Origin of the sequence: Gluconobacter sphaericus, assembly GCF_016757795.1 — a bacterium.
GTDB lineage: Bacteria > Pseudomonadota > Alphaproteobacteria > Acetobacterales > Acetobacteraceae > Gluconobacter > Gluconobacter sphaericus.
Map to the genome: position 1 here is coordinate 157,416 of NZ_CP068419.1, position 18,173 is coordinate 175,588.

Here is an 18,173-nt window from a genome sequence, read left to right on the forward strand (position 1 = left end):
GACCTCTCCTGCTTTCGAAAAGGCCAAGTCAGTCCCATTTCACCCCGAACACAGCCGCAATTTCCGCAAGCGCGGCATCATCCAGCGGCGCGGGCCGTGGCGTGGTCATCAGCCACAGGCGCGCCGTTTCTTCGAGCTCCGCAAGCGCATCACTGGCACTTGTCACGCTACTGCCCCACACGACGGGTCCGAGCCGATCCAGCATGACGCCGTTGACAGAGGAAGCCAGTTCGGCCACACGGGCTGCCGCTTTCGGCGATCCCGGACGTTCATAAGGGATCAGCGGGACACGCCCGATTTTCATGACCTGATACGGCGTGATCGGCGGCAGAATGGCATCTTCGGCATCCACACCCGCTAAGGTCAGCGCAACAAGATGGGTGGAATGTGTGTGGATGATCCCGTTGCAGTCCGGTCTCTGCTCATAAATCCTGCGATGCAGAGTCACCGTTTTGGAGGCGCGTGGCCCGGAAACCTGATTGCCTTCAAAATCGGTTTTGGCGATTCCCTCAGGTGTGAGGCGCCCCAAACAAACATCCGTCGGCGTGATCAGCCAGCCGTCAGAAAGACGGGCGCTGATGTTTCCCGCGCTTCCGCTTGTATGCCCGCGCGCATACAGATCCTGCCCGATCGCGCAGATTTCTTCACGGCATGCTCTTTCATCAATCATGACTGATCTCCCGACAATGCCAGCAGCGCTTTTTCGAAGAAGTCAGCCTCACCGAAATTGCCTGATTTCAGGGCAAGTGCGAGCGGCTCGCTACCCGTTGATACGGTTGCAGGAACGCCCGGCGCAATCGGCGCGCCAATACGCAGACCTTTGACGTCAAGCGCCTGAACCACAGCGCCTGACGTTTCTCCGCCGGCAACGACGAAGCGCCTGACACCCCGGTTTTTCAACAAATGCGCGATACGACCCAGAGCATGCTCGACCATCTCCCCCGCCTTTTGGGCTCCTATCGCTGCCTGCACCTGTCTGAGTTCATCAGCCGGGCTGGTTGCGTAGATGAGCACGGTCTGGCCGGCGTGAGCGTCGAAGAAGGCAACCGCCTCTTCCGCAACCGGTTCACCGGCAGCCAGCTTCATGACATCAATCCGGTAAGCTGGCCGCTCAGCCTCGATCCAGCGTGCTACCTGAAGATTTGTCCTCAGCGAACCACTGCCGGCAAGGACAACATCCTTTCCGGCCACGGCAGGCAGAACTGCGGCATCCGCACCAGAGAGTTCGGTGCTCGCCCTAAAATTATCGGGTAGCCCCAGGGCAATTCCTGAACCTCCCGTGATCAGGACATGATCGCGGCAGGCCTGTCCGATCACTGTCAGATCAGCTTCGGAAATTGCGTCAACAATCAGAAGAGTGGCCCCCTCGGCCTTAGCCTTCCCGATCGCTGCTCTGATTTGCTCCGCCCCCTTGAAAACCGTCGAAAGGTCAATGAGCCCGACAGTTCCTGTGGACTGGGCCTGAAGCACGCGTACGAGATTGGCATCCTTCATTGGTGTCAGCGGATGGTTCTGCATCCCACTTTCATTGAGCAGCTCATGACCGACGAAGAGATGGCCATTATAGACCGTGCGCCCATTGGCCGGGAAAGAGGGTGCAGCAATCGTCACCTCTTGTCCCAGAGCCTTGGCCAGCGCCTCTGCAACGGGACCGATATTGCCCTTTTCAGTGGAATCGAAAGTGGAGCAATATTTGAAGACAATCTGTTGGCAGCCGGCAGACCGCAGGAAGTCCAGAGCGGCCAATGACTGAGCCACCGCCTCTTCCGCTGCAATAGTGCGTGACTTGAGGGCGACGACAATAGCTTCGGCATCGGCGATCATCGGATCATCCGCCTCAGGAATACCGATGGCCTGCACCGTTTTCATGCCTGCACGGACCAGCGTGCTAGCAATGTCGGTCGCGCCCGTGAAATCATCCGCGATACAGCCGATAAAAGCACCAGCTCTGGTCATGCTTCCTCTCCCTTGTCAGAAGATGGCAATGTAATCCCCGGGAAAATCTTGATGACTGCGGAATCATCTTCCCGACCATGTCCGGCCGCAGACGCGTTGAGGAACATCTGATGCGCGGTCGCCGCCAGAGGCAGGGGAAATTTCGTCCGACGGGCCGTATCAAGCGCCAGACCAAGATCCTTGACGAAAATATCCACCGCTGACAGCGGCGTATAATCTCCCGCAAGAATATGAGGCACCCGGTTTTCGAACATCCAGGAATTGCCAGCGCTGTTGGTGATGACTTCGAACAGGGTCGCCGGATCAGCACCTTCCCGTAATCCTAACGCCATAGCTTCGGCAGCTGCGGCGATATGAATGCCGGCCAGGTGCTGGTTAACGATTTTCACACGGGTGCCGACACCTACTTTAGCTCCGAGCCGATAGACCTTTCCGGCCACGGCAGGCAGAACCGCTTCCGCGCGGGCATAGGCTTCTTCGGGACCGGAGGTCATCAGCGTCATCTCGCCGGAAGCAGCCTTGGCGGCGCCCCCGGACATCGGCGCATCAAGCAGCCAAATGTCGCGCTTCCTCAGGCGTGTCTCAAGCCCTTCAATAAAGGCTGGTGCTACAGTTGCGCAGGAAATGACCAAAGAGCCAGGTTTCAGCGTGTCCACTGCCCCCTGTTCGCCGAAGAGGACCTGCTCTGTCTGCTCCGCATTCACCACCTGAATGATCAGGACATCACAGGATGCTGCGAGGGCAGCTGGTGACGTGTAAGCCTTGCCACCTTCAGTTTCGAACGCTGTCAGAACCTCTGCACGCACATCATAGGCGCCGACCGCAAAACCTGCACGCAACAATGATTTCGCAACACCAAGCCCCATCGCTCCAAGGCCGATCACACCGATCTGACCTGTCTGATCCTTACCCAGCATCGTCGTCCTCCATCTAAAGCGCTAAAGTTCTTTTTGCACCTGCCGCACAAGACAGAGGTGATTGAAGAGGAATAATTCACATATTTTATGATATGTCTAATGCACAAAGTGTTATTTTTCATCTTCCTCATGTTATGTTGAGCCCATGCAAGAGAAACAGCTCTTACCCCCCTCATGGTTCGTCGATATCCGGCTGAAGTTCCGGCATCTCCAGCTGTTGCAGGCTCTTTCACGCCACAACACGCTCCAGAGCGCTGCTGAAAGTCTCGGCCTGGCGCAGCCCGCCGCGTCACGGCTATTGGGAGATCTCGAAGATGTGATTGGTATCCCGCTCTTCCAGCGGGAAGGACGCCGTCTCGTCATCAACGCCTATGGCAGTGTTCTGACCCGGCATGCCAACAATCTGCTCGATGAACTTGATCGCACACGGGACGAACTCAATGCGCTTCTCTCAGGTGGGGCGGGCACAGTATCAATCGGGGCCATCGACGGGCCCGTGGTTGATCTCTTGACGATGGCCGTCCTCAATATCCAGCGTGACAGCCCGGATATATCGCTCGAAATCCGTACCGGATCGAGTGTTGGCCTTTTTCATGACCTGGTGAATGGCGACATCGACATTATGATCGGTCGAGCGCCGGAAGATGCGCGAAACATGATGTGTCATTACACCCCGATCGGCGAGGAACCCATGGTCATCGCAGCGCGTCAGAACCACCCTCTGTTCAGGAAGGCATCTACTGTCCGACTTGAGGATATGGCGCCTTTCCCATGGGTCCTGCAACGGAAAGGAGGAAAGTCGCGCAGCAAACTCGAAAGCATTTTCCAAGACAGGAACCTAGCTCTTCCGAAAGACATTATCGGAAGCGACTCCCTGCTAATGACACTTGCCTATCTGGAAAAAACGGACGCGCTGACAATTCTCTCTGCAGCAGTGGCCCATCAGCAGGCCAAATACAGGCAGATCCAGATTGTCTCATCCGATGTAAACATCGCGATCAGTTCGTACGGCATCCTAATGCTCAAATCCCGCAATCAGTCCCGCCCCACCATGAAGGTTCTCGACGAACTGGAAAAAACCCTACGACCGGTGACAAAACGTCAAGCCTAGCGCCCTGTGTCCCAAGCCTTGGGACGGAATACCGGGCGGCTGGCGAAACACCCGGTCGGCAGCCTGAAACGCATATTTGAACAGTGGAGTCCGTCAAATGTGGAGGGATCCATAAACCTTCAAAATCCCTCCAACCATTAAAAATACTTATTTCAGCTCATATTCATTGAATACCAAGTCTTCTGAACCTCCATTCGTAATTATATACGTCCCGGGATCAATAAGAAATGCATCCGCATCCTGCGTTTTAATTTGCGTAACAGTTGAATTTTTCTTGGTAGAAATAATCCTATTCCCTTTAAATACTACACGAACACCAGGTCCTTTTACCGTGTAAACACCTGTACTTTCCCCCGGTTTCAGCTCAACGTGCCAGCCATAGACAGTGGGTTTGTCCAAAACCAATTTGAATCCTTTAACATCAGATCGATCTCCTGCACCGAAGCCTTGGGGGCCGTTTTTCTTGATCTCAAAAGCAATCTGATGGTTGAGAGTTGTACCTGTATTGGTAATTCTATCCACTTCGGATTTGCCTTGATGAGGTCCGAAACGGATATGACCTGTTTCCATAACAGCATATTTCATCGGTTGACCAATATACTCAACTTTGACTGGACTGCCGCTAATGTGAGTATTCACGTAATCCAAATGCTGCTCATGCCACATTGTACGAACGCCTGGAAGCAACAGCACACGCATTACTCGAACGTCTTTGGTTTCATATATGACGTGATGTAATGGCTCATCTTTCGTTTCCACTACAGGCTCTCCATCTGGTCCTTTGGATGGAAAAGCATATCCATACCCCACAGACGAGAAATAAAGTATCGAAAAAAGAATAAATGAATAACGACCATTAGAATTCATGACACGACTCCTTTTATATTTCGACTATATTTGTTTCTGCACTTACATAAGGGGCCATTTTTGTAGATAACCCCATAAACTATACCTGACACCCATTCATAAATCCTGTCCAACTATGAGATCTATAGAACTGAATACCTGTTTCAATCACCTGCAGGGCTCTTTTCATTCGTGGTCGCCTGCCGGATCTTCCCCACCTGTGGCGGCGTCATTGCCGCTCCATGATTACCCCAGCTGTGACCAAGAAAAGTGACAAGATCAGCAATCTGCTGATCATCCAAAATATCCCGGTAGGAACCCATCACCAGAGACGACGGCGCAGCCGAAACTCCGGGAAGCCGTCCGCCGCTCAGAATGATATGGGCGGCGGAAGTTGCATCCGGCCCCTGAAGAACCGGGTTTCCGGCAAGAGGGGGAAATACGCCAGGATATCCCCGTCCGTCCGTTCGGTGGCAGGCCGCACAGCGATCAACATAAATCTTCGCGCCTTCCGACGGCATCTTTCCGGCGAATAACTGGCGTGACACCCCATCATCATAACGGAACGTCTCGACCGAAACGCCTGGCGGAGGGCCAAGCGTCTTCAGGAAGGCCGCGATCGCCGCCAAGTCATGGTCATTCGTCAGAGAGGTCGAGTGCGTGATAACGCCGTTCATCGCACCGAATGTCGCGCCATGCCTGTTACGCCCCGTTTTCAGGAAAGCCACGATATCCTCGGAGGTCCAGCCCACAAGTCCACCGACGTCATCACTCCGAAGACTAGGCGCAACCCAGTTGTCTACAATGAAGCCACCGGACAGATATTTCGGCCCATCTGTTGCAGTCTGGGCCTTTTCGGCGAGTACGAGATTGCGCGGCGTATGGCAGCTTCCACAATGCCCGGGACCTTCCACAAGATAACGGCCACGCTCGACCAGCGCATCGGGCGTCTCATCATAAGAGGCAGATGGTAATGGAGGCGCAGGTGAAGGCGCAAAAAGCAGACGCCAGATCGCCAGAGGCCAGCGCGCTGACAATAACCATGGAATATCCGGCGCCCGGTTCTTCAGGCTGACCGGTGCAACACCTTGCGTGAGGTAGGCATAAAGGGCCTGCAGATCCTCATCCGTCATTTTCGAATAAGACGGATACGGCATCGCCGGATAAACGCTTGACCCGTCTTTTCTGATCCCCCGACGCATGAGACGCACGAAATCTTCGTAGCTCCAGGTGCCTATCCCGGTGTCACGATCAGGCGTGATGTTGGTGGAGTAAATTGCCCCGAGCGGCGACTGAAGGGCCAGCCCACCTGCCAGATACTTGCCATCATGAGCGGTATGACATGCTTCACAGTCGCCCAGAACAGCGACATACGCTCCCCGTTTGATCAGATCCGCATTATCGGCATATGCCCCGGATGACTGCAGGACGCAGATCGCTCCCGCCAGTACCGGAAGAAGGCGCCGTTTCATTGTTTTACGCCTCTTCATGCCTGCACCATTGGTCCGGGAGACTTCAGATAACGCTCCCTGATTGCCTTTGCAGACCAGTAAGCCAGAGCGGCAACGGTACCCGTGGGATTATATCCGATGCCCTGCGGAAACGCTGATGATCCGATGACAAAAAGATTGGGCACTTCCCAATGCTGGAGATAGCGGTTGACCACACTATCCTTGGGGGACGTTCCCATGATCGCGCCACCCGCGATATGCGTCGTCTGATAATGGCGCAGGTCGAATTCTTCTCCGAACTCTTTCGTCTCGATCGACATCGATTCAGGCTTCATGGCCCGACCGATATCCGCCATCCGGTCTGTCACGTAGCGGATCATCTTCACATCGTTGTCATGCCAGTTAAACGTAATCCGCAGCAGCGGGCGCCCGGCAGTGTCACTGTATGTCGGATCAAGAGATAGGTAGCAGTCGCGAAATGCCATGTTGGTACCGTGGGCATGGATCGATATCGTATGCTGGAAGTTGTCCTTGACGGCTTTCTTCCAGTGCGCACCCCATTGCGGTGTCCCTTTGGGTACCGTGGCACTGCTGATCGGCTTGCTTCCGGCCTGATTGACCCAGATGGGCGCGCCACCAACAAACCCCAGCGGCCCATGATCAAAATTATCCGCATTGAAATCATCGATGGCAACACCGTTGCCACCGGCCCCGATGAACGGATTAGTGAATTTGTCCTGCCCGAAGAATAGCGTTACGCCGGATTCATTCTGATAGACGAAATTACGCCCAACAGTCCCCTCGCCCGTCTTGGGATCGTAAGGCTGTCCGATCCTGGACAAAAGAAGCAGATAGGGGTTGTTGTAGGCAAAACTGGCCAGAATGACGATATCGGCAGTCTGGCGAACTTCCTCCCCCTTGGACGTCCGATAGATCACGCCCGTTGCTTTCTTGCCCGATGAGTCCGTCTCGACCTTCAGGACGTCACACTCAGCACGCAACTCGAAACGACTTTCGCGCTCAAGTGCGGGAAGGATGTTCACATTCGGGGATGCCTTTGAGTAGTTGTAGCAGGCATAGCCGCTGCAAAACCCACAAAACGTACAAGCTCCCATCTGGCATCCATAAGGATTGGTGTAAGCCTGTGACGCATTGGCAGACGGTATACGAAAGGGGTGATACCCACATTCCGCTGCGGCCTTGCTGTAAAGTTCGGCGGAATAGGTGTTCTTCATGGCAGGTAATGGAAAAGGCGTTGAGCGGTCTGCGTCGAACGGGTTTCCATCTCCCACGATCTTGCCATTGACCTTGTAGGCCTGCCCCGAAGTTCCGAACACACTTTCAGCAAAAGCAAAATGAGGCTCCAGTTCCTCATAAGACACACCCCAGTCCTGAATGGTCATGTCCTGAGGAATAAAGTCCTTTCCGTATCGTTCCTCGTAATGACTGCGCAGACGGAGCTCGGCCGGCGAGATACGCCAGTGGCATCCGGACCAGTGCAAACCAGCCCCACCGACCCCCGTGCCAGGAAGAAATGCGGCAAGCTGACGATAGGGCGCGGCCACGTCGCTTTCGCGGTGACGTACAGTCACCGTTGACTGCGAGGGCTGGAGAAAAAGGGCGTGCCGGGTGTTGTGCGTGAGTTCGTCGATTGACGACGGATAGGCGCCCTGGGGCCAAGTATCGCGACGTGGGCCGCGTTCGAGCGCCACCACGTTCAGCCCCGCCTGCGTCAGTTCCCGCGCCATAATGGCACCGACCCAGCCAAAACCCACAATCACCACATCCGTATGTTTCTCGCTACGGGAAACCATCATACGCCTCCCTGCACGGCGTGACCGCCAACCGAGACGGGCGGAAGGGGATAGCGCGCACCATAACGATCGACCCAGTCGGTAAAATCCGCACGCGCACCGGGAAACCCGATCATCTTCCAGGCTTCCATTTTGTAGTTCCCGCCATGTATCGGATCGGCGAAATAGCCTTCCTTACAGTTTTTCAGAATTTGCCCGAACAGCAGTTTCGACGATATCGGCGACAAAGTGAGCGTCCCCTTCTCCATCTGCCCGATGACCTGATCGCGCTCGCTGGCATCAAGCTGATGAAACGGCCTGCCATAACGTTGCATTATCGCACCATTTAACGCCGGAAGCCCCTGTTTGTAGATATCTCTTGGCGTGAAAAGGAGCTGGTAGCCCAGCGTCGCCGATGTTTTCATCAAAGGCGGTCGCAAATACCATTCGCTGCCATGGCCGTAAGGCGTATTCATCTGACGATCAATGAATTCCGGCACGTGCGCCTCAATCGCTCCAGGCCCTTCCGCATCGGCCGGAATCAACCTGTCTACGAAGCTACTCAGCGTTCGCCATTCATCACTGGAAAAAAACACGGGCCGATAGACATATTCCGCATCGGCAGCCTCTGATACGCTGGCTGCGGGAAAATGGAAGAAAGCTGTCGTAACAAGGCCCAGCGCTGTTCCCTGAAGCATGGCACGACGACCACAGACCAGGGATCCGCCGCTTCGCGATTTGTCGCTCATTCTCCAAACACCTTGTGAAATTCGACAACAGTGTCGTCCGAAAAATAACTGACAGAATGCCCATCGGGGCAAGTTCCCAAGGCACTGCCTCGCGCGCAGCTAAAATCATCCACAATGACGCCGATCAGCATCGTTTTCGGCACTCAGGCATGCAGCAGCGAGCGCATCCGCTGAACGGCTGCTTCCGGAGCAGCCAGCACCGGAACATCAACAACAGCTTCCACGGCTTTAAGCGCCTGGGACGTCGAGAAATGGGCGAGCATGATCACATCACAATGCTTCAGACGCGGCGCGTATTCAGCAACGAGCCGGTTGTGTGTTTCAACATCACCACCTCTCAACGCCTCGATGGCATCGGGCACAATGATCGTTTCCAGCGTGGCCTCTGACGAGGCCTGTGCGCGGAAAGTCTCAAATTCCTTTTCCATAGTCACCACAGAAGGGGCGAATGTCGCCAACATGCCAATATGCATCCCTTTCTCCAGCGCTGCGCGGAACATGGCCTCATTGGGACGAAGCAACGGGATGGTCAGTTCGTTTTCCAGCAAGTCGATCGCCGGGCCAAATGCCGAACAGGTAACCAGCAGACCCTGTGCCTGCATGGACGCCCCATATTTCCCGAGCGTGACAAATCTCTGGGAGAGTTCCGGCGACAGATCGACGCTCTTCTTGCGATCAATCGTCAATCCGTCATCAAGGAGATTGACAATCTCCGCCTCAGGCCAGAGGCGACGAAATGCGTCCTGAATAGGCACCATCGCCACCGGGGTCGCATGAAGAAGGACAATACGCTGGCTCATTCCGTCATTCCTTGAAAGGCTGTCACGACAATACGAAAGTCGACATTAATGTAAGCGTTTTCATATACTGGCGCTTTTGGGCTTGCAAACTCATACCGAGCTTCTCACGAGAACGTAACTTTCTGGAAAAGAGGAATTACTCTCACAGGAAGCAACGCCCCGTCCCTTAGCTAATCTGTGGCACACCCTGCGTCGCGAGCGTCAGGCGGTATATGGAGGTATGGCACGCCATGAAAAGCTGGTTCCGGTGAACACCGCCGAAACACACATTTGGACAACGTTCAGGCAAGTCGATATGCCCGATCTTCTTGGCTTGCGGGCTGAATATTGCCACCCCGTCCAGCCCCTCGCCCGAACCCCAGCCACACCAGAGATTTCCGTTGATATCTGCACGGAGACCGTCCGCCGCCCCCTCGGCACAATCCAGAAAAACGCGCCTGTTGGAGACTGTACCGTTCATGGCAACATCATACGCCCATATTTGCCGATGAGGGGTATGACGGGAGGCGATCAGATACAGGATCTTTTCATCGGGAGAGAAGCAAAGACCGTTCGGTCCCGGCACATCATCGAGCACAGCCTCTGTCTTCCGTGTCCGCGGATCAATACGATAGACACGCGCAATCTGAACCGGTGACAGATCCCCTTCGGAAAAATTCGGCCCGAAAGCCGGATCGGTAAACCAAATGGCCCCATCAGTGGTGCAGACGATATCATTGGGAGAATTGAAAGGCTTGCCGTCGAAGCCGTCCGCAAGAACTGTAATATGACCATCGGCTTCCGTACGGGTGATGCGCCGGGTCGCACATTCGCAGGTCAGAAGCCGTCCCTGACGGTCCACCGTATTGCCATTCGAAAAATTCGATGGAGCCCGGAATACGGACGTTTCTCCCGTCGCCTCATCCCATTTCATGATACGATTACCCCTGATATCGCTGAACAGAAGAAGATTGGCTTCTCCCAGCCAAACCGGCCCTTCTGTCCACTCAAATCCGGTAGCGACCCGCTCTACAACAGACAGGTTGTTAACGCAGGCTTTGAACGCGGGGTCGAGGATCCTGATCGCGGGATCCGGCAAACGCAGAGATGGCTGCCACATACTCGCATGAGCGGCATGCCACGATGAAAGATACGTAGCTGCTGCCGCCAAGGACGCAGAACCAAGAAACGATCGACGCTTCAATGTGATGCTCATCTCACCCCCGCAGAGTGTCTTTCAACATGAGTTGAAAGCGTTTACATAGACAGCCCCTGTATGCCACTATCCATTTTGTTATTTTCGTATCACTTTGTTGTTATTTATGGATAATAAATCACAATGATATACTTCTCCTGCCAACACGCCAAACAGTCCCGAAAGCAGAAAATCCGACGCCTGACATCTGCCGCAGGAGCTATTTTGGGCGTATTTCTCGCGCATGGTGTTCATGCAGCAGACCACTGGGCTATTTCGGCAAATGACGGCCATACAACGACCAATGCGACCGGAAAAATGGTCACTGCCGCGACGATAGTTCCGGATAGCCTTTCCATGATCCGGTTCGAACATGGCATGCCAGTGCTGGGAAAAACTCTCGTTCTGCCCACCTCAGTTGAGGGCCCACCGACAACAGCCTGGATCGCCCCGACTTCAAACTGGGCCATCATCACAGCCGGCTCACACGCAGGGTCGCATGCGGGAGATCCCGTCATTGAGGACGATATCGTATCGGTGGTAAGCATCGATCATGCCGTCCCCTGCCTCGTCCAGACAATTCATGCAGGCTTGGGCGCCAGTCAGGTCAGCGTGTCACCCGACCAGAAATGGGTGCTCATCGGGAACCGCAAAAGCGGAACAGTCTCAGTCTTTGCGGTCGCGAACAGACAGCTACATCCTGTCCAGACCTTGAATATGGGCGCGGACAGCAACCCCGCCTCAGTCCTCTTCTTGCCGGATGGGCAGCATGCGGTCGTCGTGCTGCGCGGCTCTCATCAACTTGCCCTCCTCCACAGGGTCGGGGACAGTTTCACAATAGAAGAAAGACGCCTCGACCTGGGCCGTTCCCCCAATACAATGGACATCACCAAAGCGGGCCTCCTCGCCATAGGAGATCAGGACCCTGCACATCCTGCGGTGCATCTGGTGCGATTGGAAAACGGAATGCTGAACCTGCTCGGTACGATACCGGTCGCACCAGGTCCTGAACCCCTCCGGTTTTCTCCAGACGGACGCTATCTCGCGGTGGGAGCGGTCAATAACTCCAACAGAGATGCTGCGAGACACGGGTCTCTCACACTCTATCGTGTTGACGGAAGCGACCTGACGCCTGTTGCACATGAAAACGTAGGACGCTGGCCACAGGGCATCATATTTTCTCCGGATGGTCGTACGCTTCTCGTACAAAACACGACCGACAAGACAATGACTGTTCTGAAATGGGACGGTATAAGACTGCATCCGACCGGCACTCTTGCCATGACATCCGGACCGGCAGCGGCCGCAACGTCATGGTAGAGCCCTCTGGTCCGGCGACGGAAACATAAACGTTGAGCACCATGAACCCGGACCAGCCTTTGCCCAGAAAAAGCAGGAGTTCCAACATCGATCGCCGCACGCGTCTTCCGGTCGCACAGGATGTCGCCCGGCTCGCCGGCGTTTCCATCGCCACCGTATCGCGTGCCCTGAACGAGCCTGAAAAAGTGCGACCGGCCACACGTGAAGCCGTCATGAAAGCCGCTGCAGAACTCGGATTCGTACTAAACAGCGCTGCCCGCGCGCTCAGCACGCGACGCTCCTCGACAGTTGGCGTGATCGTCCCAAGCTATGGGAACGAGGTATTCGTACGAGCGCTCTCAAGTTTTCAACGGACGATGCGCGCCGCGAACTATCAGGTTCTGGCGGCCAGTTCGGAATACGATCTCGCGACAGAAATGCAGGAGGTTTCCTTTCTCTTGCAGCGCAGCGTTGATGGGCTGATGCTGGTCGGCGGCATTCATGACCCTGACCTCTATACACGTGCGGAACGCAGTCAGGTTCCAATCATCCAGAGCTTCAGCCTCTCGGATCGTCACTACTGTGTCGGCTTCGATAACAGAGAAGCCACGTTCCGCGCTGCAAACTACCTGCTTGACCTCGGACACAAGCGGGTTGCAGTCGTCACTGGCACCCGTGAGAACAACGACCGTGCCGGACCACGTGCCGAAGGCGTTCGTCTGGCCATGGCAGAGCGCGGACTAGAGCTGATCCCGGCGCACGACCTGACTGTCTCGTCAGGGATTGTGGCAGGGCGGGATGCATTCGGTCAGCTGATGGGCGGTCCGGAAGAGCAGCGCCCAACAGCTATCATCTGCGGCACGGACGAGATTGCACTCGGCATCATGAGCGAGGCATCAGAGAGAGGCGTCGATATACCCCGATCCCTTTCCGTGATCGGCTTCAACGATTCAAGCTTCTCCGCTGTTCTCTCCCCCCCTCTGACGACCATTCGTGTCGACGCTGACGAGATCGGAAAAATATCGGCCCTCGCCCTGCTCAATCTCATGAATGACAAAACAATGGTACAAATGACGCGGATTACACCAGAGCTCGTCCTGCGGGGCACCGTGGCGCCCCCGGCCAAGCTCTGAAAAACTGACTCAACGCAGATCCCATTCAGACCATGATGGCCCCTGCCCTCCTGACGAAGCTTTCGTCCAACTCTTCGACTGAATTGACGCCCAGCATCGCCATGTCGCGCAGGATTTCATCGCGCATGATCGTGTAAGCATGTTCTACGCCCCGCTGACCGTCATAGGCTGCTGCGAAAAGAAAAGGCCGCCCCATCAGCGTAAAATCAGCTCCCAACGCCAAAGCCTTCAGGACGTCAGAGCCGCGGCGAATACCGCCATCGATGATAACTTTCATCTCCCCCTTTCTCGATGCGACCTCTGGCAGAACACGCAGAGGGGCCATCGCGTGATCGAGCTGACGACCACCGTGGTTGGAAAGAATAATGCCATCCGCACCATGATCCCGCGCCATAAAAGCATCATGCGGCGAGATGATGCCCTTGATGACCAGCGGCCCTTTCCAGCGCTTGCGAATAAACGCGATATGCTCCCAGGTCAGCTTGTCCCGGGCAACGGTGTTACGCACTTTGCGTGACATCATCGGCGGACCACGATCCGCCTCCGTATTTTCAAAATGCGGCGCGCCATGTTTCAGGAACGTTCTGGCTACCGTCCCTAGAAGCCAACGTGGGTGGGTTGCGCTCTGCACCATCACCCTAGGTGTAATCCGGATCGGCATCGAGAACCCCGACCGGATATTATGTTCGCGATTACCGAGTATCGGCGTATCGACCGTAACGACGAGATTTCTGTAACCAGCGGCTTCAACCCGATCGAGCATACGCGCAATACGGTCGAAATCCCCCGCCAGATATCCCTGAAACCATGCGTCAGGATTGACGGCGATGACGTCCTCCAACCGGATCAATGAAGATGCGCTCAGAATCATAGGGATGTTGCATGACCGTGCCGCAGCCGCCAGAGCAAGATCCGCGCGATAGGCCACGAACGCCGCTCCGCCCAGCGGACCAATCGAAAATGGCGCAGAGTACGTTTTTCCGAACAGATTCGTCTGCGTCGAGCGAGCAGATGTATCGACCAGTGCACGCGGTGTAAAACCATAATCCTGATAGGCTTGGCGACCATTACGCATGGCACTTTCTGTTTCCACGCCGCCAGCCACATACTGATAAATCATACGCGGCAGGAACGGCTTGCAGTGCCGCTCAAAGTCATCCAGCGCCAAAATGTCCCGCAAACGAGCAGGCAAAACCCGAGAAGTTGCCTTGAACGCAGTAGGAAGAGAGGGAGCAATAGCCTGTGGAAGGCCATCAGTCGTCTTCATAATGTCACCCATTTACAGACATGCTCCTGCATTCAAAATAATTATGTAAACCATTACATTGATCTTACGTCTCCCTCTTACCCACTTGCAAGAGAGGCGGAGCTTGTCCACGCATTGGCACCTGACCGCAGATACGGCATTCCCACCCCAAAGATATGGTATTAAAATATTGTTTTTACATAATTTTTTATAATTATTCTTATTTTAAAGCGTAACTGTTCGCATAGAATCACTCTTCAAGCATTCCAGAATCACGCAAAAATGAGGAGCGTTTTACAGAGCAGCATTAGCGATCCCGAAAAATGCATGTAATCGTTTCCAAAATCTGTCACGGACTTCCATTCATCGCACGATAGGAGAGCCTATGCCTTCCGGATTTCTAGCCTATGTCGGCTGCTACACGACGGCGGAGCGACACGCGCATGGCGACGGCATCAACGTCTATCATGTGGACGAGACACTAACGACGTGGCGGCACCTTCAGAATATGCCGACACACGATAATCCCTCGTTTCTGTCACTTGATCGGAGCGGGCACTATCTCTGCGCCGTTCATGGAGATCGCAACCATATCTCGTCTTATGCCATTGATCCCCGTACCGGTCTGATCGAACATAGATCTGGCGTCGAATGCGGCGGACAGAATCCCGTACACCTCGCCTTCGATACCGCCAACCGCTTCATCGCCATCCCGAACTATGCAGATGGCACTCTCACATCCGTGTCTTTCGATGCAGCGACCGGCATACTCAGCACAGTCACCTCTTCCGAAACACTCCCCGGCGAACGTGGCCCCCACCGACTTGAACAGCATTGCTCCCATCCTCATGGTGTAACGTTCGATCCGGCAGAACGCTTTGTGTACGTCCCGGATAAAGGTCTGGACCGTATTTTCGTGTTCAGGTTCCACGAAGGTCATTTGCAATGTGTTAGCAACGTGCCGACACGCGAAGGAGCAGGCCCCAGGCATATCGCCTTTCATCCCGCCAAGCCCTACGCCTATGTCATCAACGAACTTGACTGTACGGTAACGTACTATCGCCATAACCGGGAAACGGGTGAGCTAACCCCCCAACAGACTGTTCTGGCCCTTCCGGAGCACTACACCGGAAACGGCAGAGGAGCAGAAATCGCACTTTCTCCGGACGAAACCTCCGTCCTCGTTTCCCTTAGGGGTGCGGATATACTGAGTGTCCTTTCCATCGACGATGATACAGGAACGCTCTTGCTTACCCAATCGATCGACAGCGGAGGCAAAACGCCGCGTTTCTTTTCTGTTGTCGCATCCGCATCAACGATTCTGGTCGCACACGAAACCTCGGACACAATAGGGCGCGTCGCCCTGACGGCGCAGGGGCTGGACATCGCGGGTATTCAGCACTGCGTAAAAGTTGCCAGCCCGAGCTGCATTGTGCTCAAGCCAGCGCCGGACGAACCGGACCGCAACATCTGAAAACTGTTGCCTGCCACAGGCAAACAACACCCTTACCTAGAAAATCTGGACTGTCGATTTGAAGCCCAAAACATGTGCAGTCCGCAGGTTTTTTTGTCCGTTCGGATTGAAGAAGATCTGGTAATCCGGGGCGATAGCGACGCCGCGGGTCACCTGGATCTGATAATTAACTTCGAAAACAGCGGCATTTCTCTGTACACCCGTTGCATGATTAGGCAGCAGCCGGGCGGCACCCTCATCAAGATAATTCGCCTCCGTAGCGCTCACGCCACCAGCAATTTTTTCGTACATACCGATGAAATTCAGAGCATCATGAGGACGCGAGCGGATAAACCCACGATTGATAAAACCGAAATAAGTCTCCCAGCGCCGCAGGGCGACACGTGGATCATTGAGAATAAATCCGCCAATCAGCGTGGTGCCCGACGAAGCAGGCGCTCCCTGCGGTTGCCATATTTTCTGATCCGTTTCAAACCACGCGCTCCAGCTCCGGCTATGCTGCATCGCCTTTTTGCGCGTCACGCTCAGGGGTAGACCGTTGATATCGTAATAGTTGTCCGAGAGCGGAACAGTCAGGAGACGCGCACCAATCTTATAGTGCCCAGCAAGCTTGTGCTTTGCACCAAACTCGGGCTCCCACCCCAGTTCGATCGGTATGGACTGCCCCATGATGGCCGACCCACCACTGAATTTGAAGCCGCTCCGGTTATAGGCATTGGCGAACATGCTTTTCTCGGGGAAATAGACAGCCGCCTGAATGTAGGTGTAGCGCGAGGGGCGACCACGAACGCGGGTTCCCCAGACACCAGCAGGATAGCGACCAATATAGTCATTATCACTCACCGCACGGGGACGGCCGCACAGGCTGTTGTTGATGAAATTGCAGAACAGGGGCGAGTTGGAAAAATCTGACATTTCAGTCATACGGCCGCCCGCAATCGCCAACCGGCCACCAAAGAGATTTTCCTCGCCATAAGCCATGACCAGGTGAACAACGACATTGCCACCACCGCCATAGATTTCCGATGCGTGCCCCAACCAGTCACCGAACATCCGGTTAGCAGTCGTACCATACCGGCTCGTAAAAACCGCATGTGTCGCAAAACCCCGCAAGCCGATCAGCTTATCCCAGTTCATATGCAAAACCGTACTGATCTGCCCGGCATTGCTTGCTCCCTGGCGATAGTTTCTGAAGCCTGGCGTGGGCCTGGTGACGGCTCCCGTAAATTCATTGGTGTTGGATACCAGCAATGCAATGCCGTGCGCCCGCAGCCATGCCCGCACACCGAAAAAATCGGGCACAAACGCGGGAGGATTTTCAAACGGCGGCACCACCGGCCCGCTCAGCGGGGTCGCGGGAAGAGGCTTTGCGACCCGAACACTGGCATCATAGGTCGGCTCGGCCTCCTGAATCGTCTGTGCATACGCGGAACCACAGGATAGGGCAGCAATACCGATCAGCAACGCTGCCGGACGCCTCACCAAACCAGAAGTCATGATTCTTGCTTCCCACGTTTCACTGGGGCTCAAGACCGGATTTCCTGAATCGCTCCGTGGACTTTGGCTGCCGCAGGAATGCGAGAAATGCCTCGACCTTTTCCCTTTGCGAACTGTCAACCAGAGGTGCTCCCGAGAAAAGCGTGACCTTCTGAATTTCTTCGGGGAACGTTCCTACAATCTCGGTCCCTTCTATCGCCAGGAGTTCACTGACCTGCTGAACCGCGATATCCGCCTCACCCGTTCGCAGCTTCTCCGCGGAAAATCCGCTAGGAATACGCGTCGCCCGGGCATTGACCGCTTCTGCAATGCCGAGCCGTTCAAGCAGGGGAGCAAAGTACACACCGCTCTGGCCGCCCAAGGAATAGGCAACAGAGCGGGCGTTCAGCAACGTGTTCTTGAAAGCCTTGACCGTTGCTATATCCGGATGCTCAGCCCCACTGGAAACACCGATACCGATTTTTGAGGCCACGAGCGGTATCAAAGCGTCAGACGCAACAATCCCCTCCCTCACGAGTCCTGCCAACGCATCATCTGTAACGATGACACCATCAGGCCTGCTTCCCTTTTCAAGAGAGGCAAGAATAACTGTTGTAGGCGCCCATTCGATCACCGGCTCAAAGCCTGTTTTTTCCACAAAATCATGGAGAATTCCGTCATCGAACGCCCCTTTAACAACCAGGGCGACACTCAGCGAAAACTGTTCCCGTGACATAAGCGTTTATCT

At 55.0% G+C, this 18,173-nt stretch carries 16 protein-coding genes; 4 read left to right on the forward strand and 12 right to left on the reverse strand.

Annotation, left to right across the window (positions count from 1 at the left end):
• Positions 1-28: 28 nt before the first annotated feature.
• The 3 genes from otnC to ltnD are packed head-to-tail and all read right to left on the reverse strand — an operon-like array spanning position 29 to position 2,873.
• Entirely contained in the window at positions 29-670 is a 642-nt protein-coding gene (gene otnC, locus IGS75_RS00715) for a 3-oxo-tetronate 4-phosphate decarboxylase (RefSeq protein ID WP_141353016.1), read from the reverse strand.
• On the reverse strand, positions 667-1,956 hold the full coding sequence (otnK, locus tag IGS75_RS00720; protein ID WP_202257257.1) for a 3-oxo-tetronate kinase: 1,290 nt from the start codon (positions 1,954-1,956) through the stop codon (positions 667-669). The genes otnC and otnK overlap by 4 nt, the downstream gene beginning before the upstream one ends.
• Positions 1,953-2,873 (reverse strand): L-threonate dehydrogenase, encoded by a 921-nt coding sequence (ltnD, locus tag IGS75_RS00725; protein WP_141353020.1) that lies wholly within the window; start codon positions 2,871-2,873, stop codon positions 1,953-1,955. The genes otnK and ltnD overlap by 4 nt, the downstream gene beginning before the upstream one ends.
• Positions 2,874-3,018: 145 nt before the next feature.
• On the opposite strand from ltnD, the gene IGS75_RS00730 reads away from it, so the two are divergent.
• Complete coding sequence (locus tag IGS75_RS00730) at positions 3,019-3,984, forward strand: LysR family transcriptional regulator (RefSeq protein ID WP_141353022.1); 966 nt, start codon at positions 3,019-3,021, stop codon at positions 3,982-3,984.
• Positions 3,985-4,131: 147 nt separating this feature from the next.
• On the opposite strand, the gene IGS75_RS00735 is transcribed toward IGS75_RS00730, so the two are convergent.
• From IGS75_RS00735 to IGS75_RS00760, 6 genes are all read right to left on the reverse strand, one after another.
• Complete coding sequence (locus IGS75_RS00735) at positions 4,132-4,851, reverse strand: hypothetical protein (protein ID WP_202257259.1); 720 nt, start codon at positions 4,849-4,851, stop codon at positions 4,132-4,134.
• 143 nt (positions 4,852-4,994) lie between these two features.
• Positions 4,995-6,302 (reverse strand): c-type cytochrome, encoded by a 1,308-nt coding sequence (locus IGS75_RS00740; protein WP_202257261.1) that lies wholly within the window; start codon positions 6,300-6,302, stop codon positions 4,995-4,997.
• A 14-nt stretch (positions 6,303-6,316) separates the two neighbouring features.
• Positions 6,317-8,095 (reverse strand): GMC family oxidoreductase, encoded by a 1,779-nt coding sequence (locus IGS75_RS00745; protein WP_202258033.1) that lies wholly within the window; start codon positions 8,093-8,095, stop codon positions 6,317-6,319.
• Positions 8,095-8,823: a gluconate 2-dehydrogenase subunit 3 family protein gene (locus IGS75_RS00750; protein ID WP_202257263.1), complete on the reverse strand. Its 729-nt coding sequence runs from the start codon at positions 8,821-8,823 to the stop codon at positions 8,095-8,097. Before IGS75_RS00750 ends, IGS75_RS00745 begins: the two co-directional genes overlap by 1 nt.
• A gap of 143 nt (positions 8,824-8,966) precedes the next feature.
• Positions 8,967-9,623 (reverse strand): arylsulfatase, encoded by a 657-nt coding sequence (locus tag IGS75_RS00755; protein ID WP_141353028.1) that lies wholly within the window; start codon positions 9,621-9,623, stop codon positions 8,967-8,969.
• A gap of 166 nt (positions 9,624-9,789) precedes the next feature.
• Positions 9,790-10,818: an SMP-30/gluconolactonase/LRE family protein gene (locus tag IGS75_RS00760; protein ID WP_141353030.1), complete on the reverse strand. Its 1,029-nt coding sequence runs from the start codon at positions 10,816-10,818 to the stop codon at positions 9,790-9,792.
• A 204-nt stretch (positions 10,819-11,022) separates the two neighbouring features.
• On the opposite strand from IGS75_RS00760, the gene IGS75_RS00765 reads away from it, so the two are divergent.
• Positions 11,023-12,117: a beta-propeller fold lactonase family protein gene (locus IGS75_RS00765; protein ID WP_202257265.1), complete on the forward strand. Its 1,095-nt coding sequence runs from the start codon at positions 11,023-11,025 to the stop codon at positions 12,115-12,117.
• Between the two features lie 41 nt (positions 12,118-12,158).
• Complete coding sequence (locus tag IGS75_RS00770) at positions 12,159-13,229, forward strand: LacI family DNA-binding transcriptional regulator (RefSeq protein WP_202258038.1); 1,071 nt, start codon at positions 12,159-12,161, stop codon at positions 13,227-13,229.
• Positions 13,230-13,254: 25 nt separating this feature from the next.
• Here the strand turns inward: IGS75_RS00770 and IGS75_RS00775 are convergent, their stop codons facing one another.
• Positions 13,255-14,508 carry an alpha-hydroxy acid oxidase gene (locus IGS75_RS00775; protein ID WP_141353034.1) on the reverse strand — a complete coding sequence of 418 codons (1,254 nt, stop codon included), beginning with the start codon at positions 14,506-14,508 and terminating at the stop codon, positions 13,255-13,257.
• Positions 14,509-14,860: 352 nt separating this feature from the next.
• Here IGS75_RS00775 and IGS75_RS00780 point away from each other — a divergent pair, with 352 nt between their 5' ends.
• Positions 14,861-15,949 carry a lactonase family protein gene (locus tag IGS75_RS00780; RefSeq protein ID WP_202257267.1) on the forward strand — a complete coding sequence of 363 codons (1,089 nt, stop codon included), beginning with the start codon at positions 14,861-14,863 and terminating at the stop codon, positions 15,947-15,949.
• A 36-nt stretch (positions 15,950-15,985) separates the two neighbouring features.
• Here IGS75_RS00780 and IGS75_RS00785 read toward each other — a convergent pair whose 3' ends face one another.
• Together IGS75_RS00785 and IGS75_RS00790 are read right to left on the reverse strand one after the other, a co-directional pair.
• The gene (locus tag IGS75_RS00785) at positions 15,986-17,446 is read right to left on the reverse strand and encodes a carbohydrate porin (protein ID WP_202257268.1); all 1,461 of its coding nucleotides are present in this window, start codon (positions 17,444-17,446) and stop codon (positions 15,986-15,988) included.
• A gap of 19 nt (positions 17,447-17,465) precedes the next feature.
• Positions 17,466-18,161 carry a substrate-binding domain-containing protein gene (locus IGS75_RS00790; protein WP_202257270.1) on the reverse strand — a complete coding sequence of 232 codons (696 nt, stop codon included), beginning with the start codon at positions 18,159-18,161 and terminating at the stop codon, positions 17,466-17,468.
• Positions 18,162-18,173: the final 12 nt, after the last annotated feature.